We start from the raw sequence: 14,671 nt of genomic DNA on the forward strand, positions 1-14,671 counted from the left end.
GGAGCAGACCTACCATGGCGCTGGAGCGCACCCTTTCCATCATCAAGCCCGACGCAGTTGCAAAGAACGTGATCGGCGAAATCTATGCTCGCTTCGAAAAGGCCGGCCTGAAGGTCGTAGCCGCCAAGATGAAGCAGCTGTCGCGCAAGGAAGCCGAAGGCTTCTATGCCGTGCATCGCGAGCGTCCGTTCTTCAACGCCCTGGTCGAGTTCATGATCTCCGGTCCGGTGATGATCCAGGCGCTGGAAGGCGACAACGCCATCCTCAAGAACCGTGAGCTGATGGGCGCCACCAATCCGAAGGAAGCCGCGCCGGGCACGATCCGCGCCGACTTCGCCGACTCCATCGATGCGAACGCCGTGCACGGTTCCGACGCTGCCGAAACGGCTGCTGTCGAAATTGCGTACTTCTTCGCAACGACGGAAGTGACTTCCAGGTAATTGCGTTGATCCGGGAACGCGGTTGCAGAAACCGCGTTTCGCGGGTGACAAAAGGAAACCGAGGGCGGCCACGAGCCGCATGATTCGAAGATGACTGAACAGGCCGTATCCACTACCGAGAAGGTGAACCTGCTCGATTTCGATCGCCAGGGCTTGCGTGATTTCTTCGCGCAGCTGGGCGAGAAGCCTTATCGTGCCGAGCAGGTGATGAAGTGGATCTACCACCGCCTGGAAGACAACTTCGAAAACATGACCGACGTGGGCAAGACGCTTCGAGCCAAGCTCGAAGCATCCTGCTATGTGGGCGCGCCCAAGACCATGTTCGACAAGGGCGCCGCTGACGGCACCCACAAGTGGTTGCTGGGCATGGACGGCGGCAATGCCGTCGAAGCGGTTTACATTCCGGAGCCCACGCGCGGCACGCTGTGCGTGTCCTCGCAGGTCGGCTGCGCGCTGAACTGCCAGTTCTGTTCCACCGCCACGCAGGGCTTCAACCGCAACCTCGCCACGTCCGAAATCATCGGGCAGATGTGGGTGGCGGCCAAGCACCTGGGCAACGTCACGCACCAGAACCGTCGCATCACCAACGTGGTGATGATGGGCATGGGCGAGCCGCTGCTGAACTTCGACAACGTGGTGGCTGCGATGAGCCTGATGCGCGATGACCTGGGCTTTGGCCTGGCGTCGAAGCGCGTGACGCTGTCGACGGCCGGCCTGGTGCCGATGATCGACAAGCTGTCCGAGTCCATCGACGTCTCGCTGGCCGTGTCGTTGCATGCCGCCAACGATGAGCTGCGTACCGAACTGGTGCCACTCAACAAGAAATACCCGATCGCCGAGCTCGTAGCGGCCTGCCAGCGTTGGCTGGCGCGCAAGCCGCGGACGTCGATCACGTTCGAATACACCCTTATGAAGGGCATCAACGACCAGCCCGAGCACGCACGCCAGTTGATCAAGCTGATGCGTCGCCTGCCCAACTGCAAGGTCAACCTGATTCCTTTCAATCCTTTCCCCGGCACGCGCTTTGAGCGCTCCGACGCCGACACCATTCGCGCCTTCCAGACTCAGTTGCTCAATGCCAACGTCCTGACGATGCTGCGCCGTACGCGTGGTGACGACATCGATGCGGCTTGTGGCCAGTTGAAGGGGCAGGTGCTCGATCGCACGCGTCGCCAGGCGGAGTTCCGTAAACGTCTGGACGAGAGTGCGAGTCATGCGGCTTGAGCGGGTCTTCCTTGTCACCAGTCTGATCGTTCTGGCCGGATGCACCACGACCGGTGGCAACCAGTCGACGCATAACGACATGCCGGCGCCCAAAGTCAGCAAGTCCGAACAGGCGCAGGAAGGCGCACGCATCCATACCGAGCTGGGCCAGACGTACATGGAGAATGGCGATCTCCAGGGGGCGTTGACCAAGCTCAACAAGGCGCTGCAGTTCGATCCGAACTACGTGCCGGCACATACCGTGATCGCCGTCCTGGACGAGCGCATCAATAATCTCCCTGAAGCCGAGAAGCACTACCGCAGGGCGGTGGCGCTCGATCCTTCCAAGGGGGCGACGAACAACAACCTGGGTGCGTTCCTGTGCAAGACCGGGCGCGGCGCCGAGGCGATTCCGTACTTCCAGAAGGCGGTCACCGATCCGTTCTACCAGACCCCGGCGCTGGCGTGGACGAATGCGGGCACCTGCCATATGGGCATGGGTGATCGTACGGCGGCGGAGGATGACTTCCGCAAGGCGATCGCGATCGATCCGCAGAACCCGGAAGCGCTGTACCAGATCGCCAATCTGCTGTATCAACAGAACGATGCATTTCGCGCGCGTGCCTTCATCCAGCGTTTTGACTCGCTGGGCCAGCCCACGCCTGCAGGCCTGAAACTGGGCCAGGATATTGAAACCCGTCTGGGCAACAAGGATGCTGCCCTTAGCTACCGCAGGCGCTTGCAGAGCCAGTTTCCGGACTCTGAACAGGCTCGCGCCTTCGAATCTTCCGCCAGCCAATGACATCCAAGCAGTCACCCTTGACCGGTCCGACCCCCGGCGAAAATGACCTGTACGATGCAAGCGAAGCAGCCGTAGAGACCCGAGTGTCCGTGCCTGCGAGTTTTGGTGCGCGTTTGCGCGCCGCACGAGAGGCGCGCGGATTCGATATCGAAAGCTGCGGACAAGCCCTGCGTCTGCCGGTGCGCGTCTTGCGCCAGCTCGAAAGCGGCGATTACAGCGGCATCGACTATCAGGTCTACCTGGGCGGGTATCTCACCAAGTACGGCCGCCACCTCGGCGTGGACGAGGCCGCGATCCAGGATGAATTGCGGAGCTTGCGTCCGGCCGAGCCGACCCTGGTCGCCACCGGCGGTATTTCGCATTCGCGCTACCTGATCGAACGCTACGCGCGGGCAGCTACCTATGTCGTGCTGACCGCAGCCATCGTGGTGCCGACCATCTGGCTGGGTGTGCGCGGCACGCTGGACCGTGATGTCAGCCACCTGGCGCCGCTCGACGCCGCGCCCGTGGCGCAGAACGACGTACCGGCAACGTCCGCCTCGGTTTCCATGTCGCCGGAGGCAGCGCAACTGGCCCAGGCGAGCACTGCGCCTGCGGCACCTGCGCCGTCGGCGGTTCAGCGCGAGCAGGAACAGCAGCCGCTGATGGCGTCGATGACGCCGTTCTCGGCGCTCAGCAACAGCGATGCGGCGCAATCTCCCCGCAGCGAGCCGGAAGCCAGCACGTCGGTCGGCTCGGGCGAGCACAGCCTGGCCATCTCGGTTCCTTCGGCCAGCTGGGTGGAAGTGACCAATCAGGATGGCACTCGCCTGGAATATGGCTTGCTCGCGGCGGGCACCAGCAAGACCTATCGCAGCGACAAGCCCTTGGTGGTCCGGATTGGCAATGCCAATGGCGCGCAGGTGATGGTGGATGGTCGCCCGGTGGAACTCGATGGCTTCCGTCGCGCCAACGTGGCTCATTTCAAGGTCGAGATGCGCGACGGCAAGGCCGTCCCGTCCGGGGCCTGATTCCGGCCTCGGCATCCACGTTAGGCCCCCCGATCGGTTATGCTTGCCCTTTACCCGCCCGCCTGGCGCGGGTAGGGCGGTTTCGCAAAAATTTTCCTGCTGGAACGAGGATTGCCATGGGTGGCATTCGTTCCCCTCAACGGTGATTGCATGGCATTTGAAGCGTACGACGACTACGAACAGGGTGAACGCGTCCAGAAATGGCTGAGGCAGAACGGCCTCTCCATCGTCGTCGGTATCGCCATCGGCCTGGTCGGCATCTTTGGCTGGCAGCAGTGGAACAAGCACAAGGCCGGACACCAGGAAGAAGGTTCCGCGCTTTACGTTCAGATGCAGAATGCCGCCGCTTCGGGCAAGAACGACAGCGCAGACGCCCTGGCCGATCAGCTGACCAAGGACTTCGCCGATACGCCGTACGCGGTGTTTGCGATGGGTGAGCGCGCCGTGCGCGAGGCCAATGCCAAGCAGTTCGACAAGGCCATGGTGTCGTTGAGCTGGGCCGAGTCCCATGCGCCGAACGAGGAGCTCAAATCCCTGATGCAGCTTCGCGTCGCCCAGTTGCAGTTGGCGCAGGACAAGGCTTCCGATGCTGTCGCGACGCTCGATCGAATGAATGCCAAGCATTTTGCGGGCCTGGCTCAGGAACTACGCGGCGATGCGCAGGTCAAGCTTGGTCGCCCGGATGAGGCGCGCAAGGCCTACCAGGCGGCCTTGGCCGCGATGGGCGAGGGTGCGCCGCAACGCGGCGCCTTGCAGTTGAAACTAGACAATCTGGCTGTGGCCGGGAAGCAGGGTGCATGAAAGCTGGGGCAATGAAACGGGCTTTGCTGATCACGCTGACGTCCTTGGTGGCGCTCGCGGGCTGCCATAATTTCAAGAAGGAAAACGTCCAGCCGCCGACGCCTCTGGACAAGGATTTCAAGGCGACCGCGCAGGTCAAGCGCCTGTGGACCAGCAGCATTGGTGATGGCGCCCGTGACAGCGGCATCCGCCTGCGTCCGGCCTTCGCCGACGGCGTGCTTTACGCCGCGTCCGTGGACGGCAAGATCGCTGCATTTGACGCCAACAGCGGCAAGACGCTGTGGTCGAAGAGCTCCAGCACGCATGGCTGGTTTGGCTGGGGCGACAAGAAGCGCCCGGATGCGTTCTACGCCGGTGGCCCGGCTGTATCGGGCGACCTGGTTGCCATCGGTACGCTCGATGGCCACGTCTATGGCATCGGCGCGAAGGACGGCAGTCCGCGCTGGGAGGCTCGCGTCAGCTCCGAAGTGCTCGCTGCGCCTTCCATCGTCGGTGGTCTGGTGGTCGTGCGTACGGCCGACGGTCGCCTGTACGGCCTCGACGCCAGCAATGGCGAGCGTCGCTGGGCGTACGACCAGGGCAGCGTGCCGCTGCTGAGCCTGCGTGGCAACGGCCCCCTGATGGTGGCCAATGGCGTGGTCTTCTTCGGTAGCGACAACGGCAAGCTCGTGGCGTTGCGCCTGGACAACGGCGAAAAGCTGTGGGAACAGACCATGGCTGGCGGCGAAGGCCGCACCGAAATCGATCGTCTCAATGACGCCGACGGCAGCATCCTGCTTGACGGCAGCACCCTCTACGGTGCGGCCTATCACGGCAACCTGATTGCCGTTGACGGTCCCAGCGGTCGTCCGCTGTGGGGTCGCCCGTTCTCGACGTTTACCTCGATCGATCTGGGCGGCAATGCGATTTACGCCGTCAACGACGAGTCGCAGGTGTGGGCGTTCGACAAGAGCGGTGGCTCCGACATGTGGAAGAGCGACAAGCTCAAGTACCGCTGGCTCACCGGCCCGGCCGTGCAGGGCAATTACGTGGTCGTTGCCGACATGGAAGGCTACATCCACTGGCTGCAGGGCAGCGACGGCTCGCTGGCCGCGCGTGAGCGCCTGTCCAAAAAACCCATTCGTGCCCAGCCTCTTGTTGTGGGCGACACCGTGTATGTCGAAGACGTAAAGGGCCATATCGGCGCTTACCGTCTCGACACGCACTGATCGCAAGGATTCGTGCTTTACCATGCTGCCCGTCGTCGCCCTGGTCGGTCGTCCCAATGTCGGTAAATCGACCCTCTTCAACGCGCTGACGCGCAGTCGTGACGCGCTCGTGGCTGACATGCCCGGCGTGACACGCGACCGCCACTACGGTGTCTGCCGCACGGGCGAACGCCCCTTCGTCGTCGTCGACACCGGCGGTCTGTCCGGTGTCGAGGAAGGACTCGATGCGCTGACGGCGCAGCAGGTCAGACTGGCCATTGACGAAGCCCAGGTGCTGGTCTTCGTGGTCGATGCGCGCGACGGCCTGCTCCCGCAGGACCGGGCCATCCTTGATGACCTGCGTCGCAGCGGCAAGCCCATCATTGCCGCGGTCAACAAGACTGACGGACTGGACCTGCAGAACGCCATGGCGGAGTTCTCGGTGTTCGGTCTGTCGTCGACGTTGCCGCTGTCGGCTGCGCACAACCGTGGCACGCCAGAGCTGGTGGCGGCCGTCCTGCCGATGCTGCCCGAAGACGCCCATGAGGAGCTCGCTCCCGGCGAAGACGACAGCATCCGTGTGGCTATCGTCGGCCGACCGAACGCGGGCAAGTCCACCCTGATCAATCGCTTGCTGGGCGAAGATCGCCTGATTGTCTCCAGCGTTGCGGGTACGACACGCGATCCGATTCGCGTTCCGGTGGAACGCGATGGCAAGCGCTACACGCTCATCGATACCGCCGGTGTACGCCGCAAGGCGCGCGTGGATGAGGGCGTGGAGAAATTCAGCGTCATCAAGACGCTTCAGTCCATGGCTGCCGCACAGGTCGTCGTGGTGTTGATCGATGCGCGCGAAAACCTCGCTGACCAGGATCTTCACCTCATCGGTCACGCCGTTGAAGAAGGCCGCGCGCTCGTTATCGCGGTGAACAAATGGGACGGCATGGACGCGTACCAGCGCGAACAGTGCCAGCGCGCGCTGGAGCGCCGCCTTCAGTTTGTCGACTGGGCCAAGAATGTCTTCATCTCGGCGCTACACGGTTCGGGCCTGCGCGAGCTGATGCGCGCCATCGTGCGCGCGCATCATGCGGCGACGGTCGAGCTGGGCTCCTCCGAGCTGACCAAGACGCTCGAGCGTGCCTACGAGGCCTACCAGCCGCCGCTGGTTCGTGGTCACGCGCCCAAGCTGCGTTTCGCGCACCCGGGCGGGACCAATCCGCCAACCATCGTCATTCACGGCAGCCGCACCAAACACATCGCTCCGGCCTACCGTCGCTATCTGGAAGGCTTCTTCCGCAAGCGTTTCAAGCTGGAAGGCACGCCCATTCGCATCGATTTTCGCGACGGTGAGAACCCGTTTGCAGGCAAGCGCAATGTCCTGACCGAGGCTCAGGTGCGCAAGCGCCAGCGCATGATTCGCGAAATGAAGCGCCGCAAGTAAGGCCCATGGGGGAGGCGGGCGGTGCCCGCCGGTTGTGTTCTGCGTGGAGGTGCCTATATCGGGTGGTGTCGCCCAAGGCCCGTCATCAGGCATACACTCCGCGCCATGTCCGAACCCCTCAATCGCGAAAGCTGGCTGGCTGCGCTGCGCCAGCGCATTCCTGAGATTTCTCCCGCCGAAGCCCTGGCGCTTCAGGCGCGCGGTGCCCTGCTGGTCGATGTTCGTGAAGATCATGAACGCGCTGATGGCTCCCCGGTGGGTGCCCTGGGTCTCTCTCGAGGCTTCCTGGAGTTGCGCATCGAGCAAAGTGCGGCCGATCGCACGCAAACCATTCTGGCCCTGTGCGGCAGCGGCCAGCGCTCGCTGTTGGCAGCCGAAGCGCTGCAACGCATGGGGTATACCGACGTCCACTCGGTGGCCGGCGGCTTCAATCGCTGGAAGGCCGAGGGTTTGCCGGTCGCCAAAAGCGCGATGGATGCCGACGCAGCCGACCGCTATTCACGCCAGCTGCGCTTGCCGCAGGTGGGGGAGGCGGGCCAGGAAAAACTGGGCAAGGCCCGCATTGCGTTGCTCGGCGCGGGTGGCCTGGGTGCGCCCGCGTCCTTGTACCTCGTGGCGGCCGGCGTCGGGCACATCACCCTGATCGATGACGATCGTGTCGAGCGCTCGAACCTCCATCGTCAGGTCGTGCACACGGATTCGCGCGTTGGCATGTACAAGACCGAGTCGGCGCGACTCACCCTGAACGCACTCAATCCACGTGTGCACGTCGAAACACGCGAAGCGCGCTTGCGTGCCGACAACGTCGAAGCCCTGCTTGCCGGTCACGATCTGGTGATCGATGGCGCGGACAACTTTCCGGCGCGATACCTCATTGCCGCGGCATCGCAGCGCCTCGGGCTGCCCATGATCTATGGCGCCGTGGAGCGCTTCACCGGGCAACTCAGTACGTTCGATCCCCGACGGACCGACTCACCGTGCTACCGCTGCCTTTTCCCCGAACCGCCTTCGGCAGCCGAGGCACCCAACTGCAGCGAGGCAGGCGTGCTAGGTGTGTTGCCGGGACTGGTGGGCCTGCTGCAGGCAACCGAAGCACTCAAGCTGATCCTGGGTCTGGGGGAGCCGCTGGTCGGGCGCTTGTTGCAGTTCGATGCCCTGGGCATGCATTTCCGCGAGAGCCGCCTCGCACGTGATCCGGAATGCCCGGGTTGCGGTGCTGCCTCAAGCCAGGTCGATTACGAAGACATCGCTCAGCTTTGCTCCGTCGGCTGAGCGAAATCCGAGGCCACAAACGCATAGACCGCCGCGTCTGTGGCGACGTCGCGGAGGAGCAGGCGCTGTCGGGCGATGCCTTCGAATGATGCGCCCGCCTTCTTTGCGCAGCGTCGGCTGGCGACGTTGTCGATGGCGCACACGATCTCGACACGCACCAGGTTCAGTCGTTCGATGCCGAAACGCGCCACGATTGGAACCGCTGCCGGGGCGAGCCCTTCGCCCTGTCGACTGCGGCGGATCCAGTAGCCGAGGTTAGCGTTGCGATGCTCGCGGTGGAGCTGGTTGAGACCCATGCCGCCGACGATCTCGCCCGAGTCCTGGTCCGCGAGGGCAAAGGCAAACACTTCGCCGCGCGTCCAGCCTTCGCCGGCAAAGTCGATCCAGGACTCACTCTGCGCCAGTGCATACCCCGAATGACACCACGGCAGCCATCGCCCCACCGTCTCGATGGACTCCGTGGCGGCGGCATAGAGCCCCGGCGCGTCCGAGGGCAGCCAGGGCCGCAGCACGACGCCCGTGCCGGGAATCGGGAAGCTGGGCCAGGGGAGGGGTTGGTCGTCCATGCGGAATCGTTTGTGTGCGTATGGGTGAGCCACGATAATGCACATCTTTGCAGGCAATCACGACCATGACCGCACGCATCATCGACGGTAAGCGCATCGCCAGGGACCTGCTCGACCGCATCGGCCGTCGCGTGGCTGAGCGCAAGGCCAAGGGCCATGCCGAGCCCGGCCTGGCCGTGGTCCTGGTGGGAGATGACCCGGCGTCGGCCGTTTACGTGCGTAACAAGCGTGCTGCATGCAAGCAGGTGGGCTTCCGCTCATTCGGCTACGACCTGCCGGCAAGCACCACCCAGGAAGAGCTCTTCGCGCTGATCGACCAGCTCAATGCTGACCCGGCCGTGGACGGCATCCTCGTGCAGTCACCGCTCCCCGAGCACATCGACGAAGACGCCCTGGTGGACCGCATCGATGCCTCCAAGGATGTGGACGGCTTCCAGGCGGTCAATATCGGTCGACTGGCCTTGCGCCGGTTCGGTCTTCGCCCGTGCACGCCGCGCGGCGTCATGACCTTGCTGGGACATACCGATCGTCCGGTGCGCGGGCAGCACGCCGTCGTGGTTGGCGTATCCAACCATGTCGGGCGCCCGCTGCTGCTGGAGCTGCTGATCGCCGGCTGCACCACCACATGCTGCCATCGCTTCACCCGCGATCTCGAAAGCCACATCCGCCAGGCGGACATCGTCATCGTGGCGGTCGGCAAGCCGGGGCTGGTGAAGGGCGAATGGATCAAGCCCGGTGCCGTGGTCATCGATGTGGGTATCAATCGCCTTGAAGACGGCCGACTGGTGGGTGACGTCGAGTTCGAACCGGCCTCCGCGCGCGCCAGCTGGATTACACCGGTCCCGGGTGGCGTGGGTCCGATGACGGTGGCGACCCTCCTGGAGAACACGCTGGAAGCCGCAGAGTCGCGGGCCGCTTAAGGCGCTCCATCTGCTGGCCGCGCTGTCGGTCCGCACCCGGATGGGGTGTCGGTTTTCGCCTTGCGGGGTGGGGCAAGTTGACGCAGCTTTCGTTCTTGCGGCGCTGTCCGTGTGCAGGAGTCGCATGGCAGTCATGCGCCGCGCAGGCCTTGCGAATACGACACCCCGCCCACACAACGCCCGTCATCGCGCTGGCGGCGCCCGGGCCATCGGCGTATAATTCCATCTTTGCAGCGGGACTTTTCGCATGCGCATCCTCGCCGAGGCTCTCACCTACGACGATGTTTACCTCGTTCCGGCCCATTCGGTCGTTCTGCCGCGCGACGTAGACACTTCCACGCGGCTTACCCGAAGCCTCCGCCTGAATATTCCGATCGTGTCCGCTGCCATGGACACCGTGACCGAAGCCCGGCTCGCCATCACCATGGCCCAGAACGGCGGCATCGGCATCATCCACAAGAACATGACCGCCGAGCAGCAAGCCGCGGAAGTGCGTCTGGTGAAGAAGTTCGAAGCGGGTGTCATCCGCAGCCCCATCACGGTCGGCCCGAACACCTCGATTCGCGAAGTCCTGCAACTCACCCGCGCGCACAACATCTCCGGGGTGCCGGTGGTCGATGGCGAACAGCTCGTCGGCATTGTCACCAGCCGCGACCTGCGCTTCGAGCGCAAGCACGACGATCCGGTGCGCAACATCATGACGCGCCAGGACAAGCTCGTGACCGTGCGCGAAGGCGCCAGCCAGGACGACGTCCTTCAGCTGCTGCACCAGAACCGCATCGAAAAGGTGCTCGTGGTCAACGACGACTTCCAGTTGCGTGGCCTGATCACCGTCAAGGACATCCAGAAAGCCCGCGACAACCCGAATGCCGCCAAGGACGCCCATGAGCGCCTGCTGGTCGGCGCGGCGGTTGGCGTCGGTGGCGATACCGAGCAGCGCGTGGAAGCACTGGTTGCTGCGGGCGTGGACGTGATCGTCGTGGATACGGCGCATGGTCATTCGCAGGGCGTGGTCGAACGCGCTGGCTGGGTCAAGAAGCATTACCCGCAAGTGCAGGTCATCGCCGGCAACATCGTCACGGGTGAAGCCGCGCGCATGCTGCTGCACGCGGGCGTCGATGCCGTGAAGGTGGGCGTGGGTCCGGGTTCGATCTGCACCACGCGCGTCGTTGCGGGCGTGGGCGTGCCTCAGATCACCGCGATCGACATGGTCGCAACGGCGCTCAAGGACGAAATTCCGCTGATCGCTGACGGTGGCATCCGTTATTCGGGCGACATCCCCAAGGCGCTCGCCGCCGGAGCGTCCACGGTGATGCTCGGTTCGATGTTCGCTGGCACGGAAGAATCGCCGGGCGAAGTGGAACTGTTCCAGGGGCGTTCCTACAAGAGCTACCGCGGCATGGGTTCGCTGGGCGCGATGGCGCTGGGCTCGAAGGATCGCTACTTCCAGGACGAAGCAGACGCCGACAAGCTCGTGCCGGAAGGCATCGAAGGGCGCGTGCCGTACCGTGGTCCGCTGCGCAACATCATCCACCAGCTCATCGGTGGCCTGCGCGCCTCCATGGGTTACCTGGGTGCGGCCAGCATCGAGGACGTGCGCCAGAAGGCGCAGTTCGTGAAGGTGACCTCAGCCGGTGTCACCGAAGCCCATCCGCACGACATCCAGATTACGAAGGAAGCGCCGAACTATCGGCTGAATTCGTAAGGGAGCGAGGGACCGGCGCGAAGAGCATGGCATCCATGGCCACGACCTCTTCCCTCCGGACAGCGCTGGACGAAGGCGCGGCTTTGGCCGCGCTTTTCGTTAAGGGCCCCTGATTCGCCGACAACATATCGTTCGCCACCTGCCTCCATCGCGTCGACATATTTTTCAGTTCATGGCCTCCGCAATGACCGACATCCATAGCGACAAAATCCTCATCCTCGATTTCGGCGCGCAGTACACGCAGCTGATTGCCCGACGTGTGCGCGAGATTGGTGTGTACTGCGAGATCTGGGCCTGGGATCATGACCCGGCGGAGATCGCCGCGTTTGGCGCCAAGGGCATCATCCTTTCGGGCGGCCCCGAGTCAACCACGCTGCCGGGTGCGCCCAAGGCGCCGCAGGAAGTGTTCGACGCCGGCCTGCCCATCCTCGGCATTTGCTATGGCATGCAGACCCTGGCCTCCCAGCTCGGCGGTGCCACCGAGGCTGCCGATGCCCGCGAGTTCGGCCATGCCGAAGTCGACATCGAAAAGACCAGTCGTCTGTTTGCCGGCCTCAGCGATCATGCCGACAGCCATCGCCTGGACGTCTGGATGAGCCACGGCGACCACGTGTCCAAGGCGCCCCCGGGCTTTGCCATCACCGGCACGACGGATCGCATTCCCGTCGCCGTGATGGAAAACGAAGACAAGCGCTGGTACGGCGTCCAGTTCCATCCGGAAGTGACGCACACGAAGCAGGGCACGGCCCTGCTCAAGCGCTTCGTCAGCGAGATTTGCGGCTGCCAGACGCTCTGGACCGCCGCGCACATCATCGAAGACCAGATCCAGCGCGTACGCGCCCAGGTCGGCGGCGATCACGTGCTGCTTGGTCTCTCCGGTGGCGTCGATTCCTCGGTGGTGGCCGCCTTGCTTCATCGCGCCATCGGCGACCAGCTGACTTGTGTCTTCGTCGACACGGGCTTGCTGCGCTGGCAGGAAGGCGACCAGGTCATGGCGACCATGGCCCAGCACATGGGCGTGAAAGTCATTCGCGTGAACGCGGCCGAGCGCTATTTCAAGGCACTCGAGGGCGTGGCCGATCCGGAAGCCAAGCGCAAGATCATCGGTCGACTGTTCGTCGAGATCTTCGACGAGGAATCGGCCAAGGTCACCAACGCCGGCCACGGGCAGGTGAAGTGGCTGGCCCAGGGCACCATCTATCCCGACGTGATCGAGTCGGCCGGCAGCAAAACCGGCAAGGCCCACGTCATCAAGAGCCACCACAACGTCGGCGGCTTGCCGGAGCACATGAAGCTCAAGCTGGTCGAGCCGCTGCGTGAGCTGTTCAAGGACGAAGTCCGTCGCATTGGCGTCGAACTCGGCCTGCCGCGCGAGATGGTCTATCGCCATCCGTTCCCGGGCCCCGGCCTGGGCGTGCGCATTCTGGGCGAAGTGAAGCCCGAGTACGCTGAGCTGCTGGCTCGTGCGGACGCGATCTTCATCGAAGAGCTCCGCCGTTGGGATCTATACGACAAGACCAGTCAGGCCTTTGCCGTCTTCCTGCCGGTGAAATCCGTGGGCGTTGTCGGCGACGCACGTGCTTACGAGTGGGTGATTGCCCTGCGCGCCGTCGAGACCATCGACTTCATGACCGCGCACTGGGCCCACCTGCCGTACGAGTTTCTTGGTAAGGTATCTAACCGTATTATCAATGAGTTGCGCGGTGTTTCTCGTGTCGTTTATGACATCAGTGGCAAGCCGCCTGCCACCATCGAGTGGGAGTGAGGCCGAGCCTCGCTTGTGTGGGCCCTCGCTTGGTGAGGGCCCACGGTGACTTCCTCAGGTTCACGCCGTAAGCTATTGAAATGACGGAACAAGAATCCGCCGCAGGGGCGGCAGTCTTCAGCGAGCTCGACCAGCGCTTCATGCGCCAGGCCCTGCAGCTTGCCGAACACGCGCGCGATGCCGAAAACGAAGTGCCGGTGGGCGCCGTGCTGGTGCAGGACGGCGAGGTGATCGGCCTGGGCTGGAACCGCAACATCACCCTGAGCGACCCGACGGCGCATGCCGAGATCCAGGCCCTGCGCGCGGCGGGCGAAAAGCTCTCCAACTACCGGATGACCGGCGCCACGCTCTACGTCACGCTGGAGCCTTGCGCCATGTGCGCGATGGCCCTGGTGCACGCGCGGATCGGCCGCGTCGTTTACGGCGCGACGGACCCGAAAACGGGCGCCGCCGGCAGCGTTTTCGACACGCTGGTTTCGGAGCGCCATAACCATCGGGTGACGGTGGAGAGCGGCCTGTTCGCGGAGGAGGCATCGCAGATGCTGCGCGAATTCTTCAGGTCACGGCGATAAAGCCTGCGCACGTCGGGCCCGGCCTCAGCTTGCCCAGTACTTCTCCAGGCCCATCAGTCGGTCCAGTGACGTGGCTGCCTTCATGGCCGAACCCTGGGCGGATGTCCGGCTCCACTTGAGGAACGCCTTGAGGTCATCGCGCTCGACGGCTTCGGGGAGCAGACCTTTGCATAGCATCCGACTGGTCATGCGATCGTGGGATTCGCCAAGGTGGGTCTGCAGGTCGGCCAGCTGGTCGAGCCAGCGCTTGGCGGCATCCTTGGGAAACAGGGGCTCAAAGAGTTCCATGGTGTAACGCAGCTTCTTGGTCGTCGTGCGGGCCTTGTGCAGGCGTTTTCGTCCCTCGCCCAGGCGCTCGCCTCGTTTTCGAAGTTGCTGAAAGAGAAATTCGATCAGTTCGGCGGCGATCTGCTGGAGCTCGGCATCGCCCACGCTTTGCTGCTTGTACCAGGCTTCGAATCCGCGCTGGATGGCAGGGATATTGGCGTGCTGCAGATGATCGAGCGCGTCGTGGTGTAGCCGCTGTCGCTCTGCTTCGAGCGTCTGCACCAGGGCCGGATCGATCTTGTCGGCCTTCGGCTTGTGCTCGTAGAAATGCGGCAGGGACTCGTCGAGCAGGATATCCAGGTCGCGGCTCTGGCCGGTGGCGTTGCGGTAGCCCTTCAACTGTTCGACCAGATCGACGGGCGCGTCGTCGTCGACGGCTTCGCAGACCTGATCCAGCGTGGCGGTGACTCGCCTGAGGCTGACACGCCAGGCGTGCAACGATTTGGGGGAATAGCGGATAAGCAGCTCGTGACGAGCCTTGCCGGCTTTGACCAGATAGGTCTCGAACAGCTTGCACAGGTCGGTGAAGGCGCGATCGCCTGCAGACTTGGCAGCTGCTGCCTGCTTGATCGGGGCCTGGTCCTGCGATGCGTTCATGACGATGGACTCTGACGACTGCGTTGGTTTTCTGCGGCGCGGCTGCCGCTACCTATAGCCAGC

14 protein-coding genes are annotated in these 14,671 nt (G+C 63.9%); 12 read left to right on the top strand and 2 right to left on the bottom strand.

Annotation, left to right across the window (positions count from 1 at the left end):
- The first annotated feature begins 14 nt into the window (after window positions 1–14).
- The 8 genes from ndk (at window position 15) to moeB (ending at window position 8,156) form a co-directional block, all read left to right on the top strand.
- A complete protein-coding gene (gene ndk / locus EYV96_RS03595; protein ID WP_131150123.1) occupies window positions 15–440 on the top strand; it encodes a nucleoside-diphosphate kinase in 426 nt (141 codons plus the stop codon).
- A gap of 90 nt (window positions 441–530) precedes the next feature.
- Entirely contained in the window at window positions 531–1,664 is a 1,134-nt protein-coding gene (gene rlmN, locus EYV96_RS03600) for a dual-specificity RNA methyltransferase RlmN (RefSeq protein WP_131150124.1), read from the top strand.
- Window positions 1,654–2,445, top strand: coding sequence for a type IV pilus biogenesis/stability protein PilW (gene pilW / locus EYV96_RS03605; protein ID WP_131150125.1), 792 nt, complete (start codon window positions 1,654–1,656; stop codon window positions 2,443–2,445). Before rlmN ends, pilW begins: the two co-directional genes overlap by 11 nt.
- Window positions 2,446–2,534: 89 nt before the next feature.
- On the top strand, window positions 2,535–3,455 hold the full coding sequence (locus tag EYV96_RS03610) for a helix-turn-helix domain-containing protein (RefSeq protein WP_240732331.1): 921 nt from the start codon (window positions 2,535–2,537) through the stop codon (window positions 3,453–3,455).
- A gap of 150 nt (window positions 3,456–3,605) precedes the next feature.
- A complete protein-coding gene (locus EYV96_RS03615; RefSeq protein WP_131150127.1) occupies window positions 3,606–4,256 on the top strand; it encodes a YfgM family protein in 651 nt (216 codons plus the stop codon).
- An 11-nt stretch (window positions 4,257–4,267) separates the two neighbouring features.
- Window positions 4,268–5,464 carry an outer membrane protein assembly factor BamB gene (gene bamB, locus EYV96_RS03620; protein WP_240732332.1) on the top strand — a complete coding sequence of 399 codons (1,197 nt, stop codon included), beginning with the start codon at window positions 4,268–4,270 and terminating at the stop codon, window positions 5,462–5,464.
- A 22-nt stretch (window positions 5,465–5,486) separates the two neighbouring features.
- A complete protein-coding gene (gene der, locus EYV96_RS03625) occupies window positions 5,487–6,884 on the top strand; it encodes a ribosome biogenesis GTPase Der (RefSeq protein WP_131150129.1) in 1,398 nt (465 codons plus the stop codon).
- 105 nt (window positions 6,885–6,989) lie between these two features.
- Window positions 6,990–8,156: a molybdopterin-synthase adenylyltransferase MoeB gene (moeB, locus tag EYV96_RS03630; protein WP_131150130.1), complete on the top strand. Its 1,167-nt coding sequence runs from the start codon at window positions 6,990–6,992 to the stop codon at window positions 8,154–8,156.
- On the opposite strand, the gene EYV96_RS03635 is transcribed toward moeB, so the two are convergent.
- The gene (locus tag EYV96_RS03635) at window positions 8,135–8,722 is read right to left on the bottom strand and encodes a GNAT family N-acetyltransferase (protein WP_131150131.1); all 588 of its coding nucleotides are present in this window, start codon (window positions 8,720–8,722) and stop codon (window positions 8,135–8,137) included. The genes moeB and EYV96_RS03635 overlap by 22 nt on opposite strands.
- A gap of 65 nt (window positions 8,723–8,787) precedes the next feature.
- On the opposite strand from EYV96_RS03635, the gene folD reads away from it, so the two are divergent.
- From folD to tadA, 4 genes are all read left to right on the top strand, one after another.
- Window positions 8,788–9,642, top strand: coding sequence for a bifunctional methylenetetrahydrofolate dehydrogenase/methenyltetrahydrofolate cyclohydrolase FolD (gene folD / locus EYV96_RS03640; protein WP_131150132.1), 855 nt, complete (start codon window positions 8,788–8,790; stop codon window positions 9,640–9,642).
- A gap of 247 nt (window positions 9,643–9,889) precedes the next feature.
- Window positions 9,890–11,347 (top strand): IMP dehydrogenase, encoded by a 1,458-nt coding sequence (gene guaB / locus EYV96_RS03645; protein WP_131150133.1) that lies wholly within the window; start codon window positions 9,890–9,892, stop codon window positions 11,345–11,347.
- Window positions 11,348–11,531: 184 nt separating this feature from the next.
- Window positions 11,532–13,112 carry a glutamine-hydrolyzing GMP synthase gene (guaA, locus tag EYV96_RS03650; protein ID WP_131150134.1) on the top strand — a complete coding sequence of 527 codons (1,581 nt, stop codon included), beginning with the start codon at window positions 11,532–11,534 and terminating at the stop codon, window positions 13,110–13,112.
- An 80-nt stretch (window positions 13,113–13,192) separates the two neighbouring features.
- Window positions 13,193–13,684 (top strand): tRNA adenosine(34) deaminase TadA, encoded by a 492-nt coding sequence (tadA, locus tag EYV96_RS03655; RefSeq protein ID WP_131150135.1) that lies wholly within the window; start codon window positions 13,193–13,195, stop codon window positions 13,682–13,684.
- A 24-nt stretch (window positions 13,685–13,708) separates the two neighbouring features.
- Here tadA and EYV96_RS03660 read toward each other — a convergent pair whose 3' ends face one another.
- Window positions 13,709–14,608 (bottom strand): CHAD domain-containing protein, encoded by a 900-nt coding sequence (locus tag EYV96_RS03660; protein WP_131150136.1) that lies wholly within the window; start codon window positions 14,606–14,608, stop codon window positions 13,709–13,711.
- Window positions 14,609–14,671 lie beyond the last annotated feature (63 nt).

The sequence above is a fragment of the Dyella terrae genome (assembly GCF_004322705.1).
In the GTDB taxonomy this organism is placed as follows: domain Bacteria; phylum Pseudomonadota; class Gammaproteobacteria; order Xanthomonadales; family Rhodanobacteraceae; genus Dyella_D; species Dyella_D terrae.

What these genes read in the sequence shown, in the direction of transcription:
- ndk (WP_131150123.1), top strand. Translation starts at nt 15, where the DNA reads ATGGCGCTGGAGCGCACCCTTTCCATCATCAAGCCCGACGCAGTTGCA.
- rlmN (WP_131150124.1), top strand. Translation starts at nt 531, where the DNA reads ATGACTGAACAGGCCGTATCCACTACCGAGAAGGTGAACCTGCTCGAT.
- EYV96_RS03660 (WP_131150136.1), bottom strand. Translation starts at nt 14,608, where the DNA reads ATGAACGCATCGCAGGACCAGGCCCCGATCAAGCAGGCAGCAGCTGCC.
- tadA (WP_131150135.1), top strand. Translation starts at nt 13,193, where the DNA reads ATGACGGAACAAGAATCCGCCGCAGGGGCGGCAGTCTTCAGCGAGCTC.
- guaA (WP_131150134.1), top strand. Translation starts at nt 11,532, where the DNA reads ATGACCGACATCCATAGCGACAAAATCCTCATCCTCGATTTCGGCGCG.
- bamB (WP_240732332.1), top strand. Translation starts at nt 4,268, where the DNA reads ATGAAACGGGCTTTGCTGATCACGCTGACGTCCTTGGTGGCGCTCGCG.
- EYV96_RS03635 (WP_131150131.1), bottom strand. Translation starts at nt 8,722, where the DNA reads ATGGACGACCAACCCCTCCCCTGGCCCAGCTTCCCGATTCCCGGCACG.
- pilW (WP_131150125.1), top strand. Translation starts at nt 1,654, where the DNA reads ATGCGGCTTGAGCGGGTCTTCCTTGTCACCAGTCTGATCGTTCTGGCC.
- der (WP_131150129.1), top strand. Translation starts at nt 5,487, where the DNA reads ATGCTGCCCGTCGTCGCCCTGGTCGGTCGTCCCAATGTCGGTAAATCG.
- moeB (WP_131150130.1), top strand. Translation starts at nt 6,990, where the DNA reads ATGTCCGAACCCCTCAATCGCGAAAGCTGGCTGGCTGCGCTGCGCCAG.
- EYV96_RS03615 (WP_131150127.1), top strand. Translation starts at nt 3,606, where the DNA reads ATGGCATTTGAAGCGTACGACGACTACGAACAGGGTGAACGCGTCCAG.
- guaB (WP_131150133.1), top strand. Translation starts at nt 9,890, where the DNA reads ATGCGCATCCTCGCCGAGGCTCTCACCTACGACGATGTTTACCTCGTT.
- folD (WP_131150132.1), top strand. Translation starts at nt 8,788, where the DNA reads ATGACCGCACGCATCATCGACGGTAAGCGCATCGCCAGGGACCTGCTC.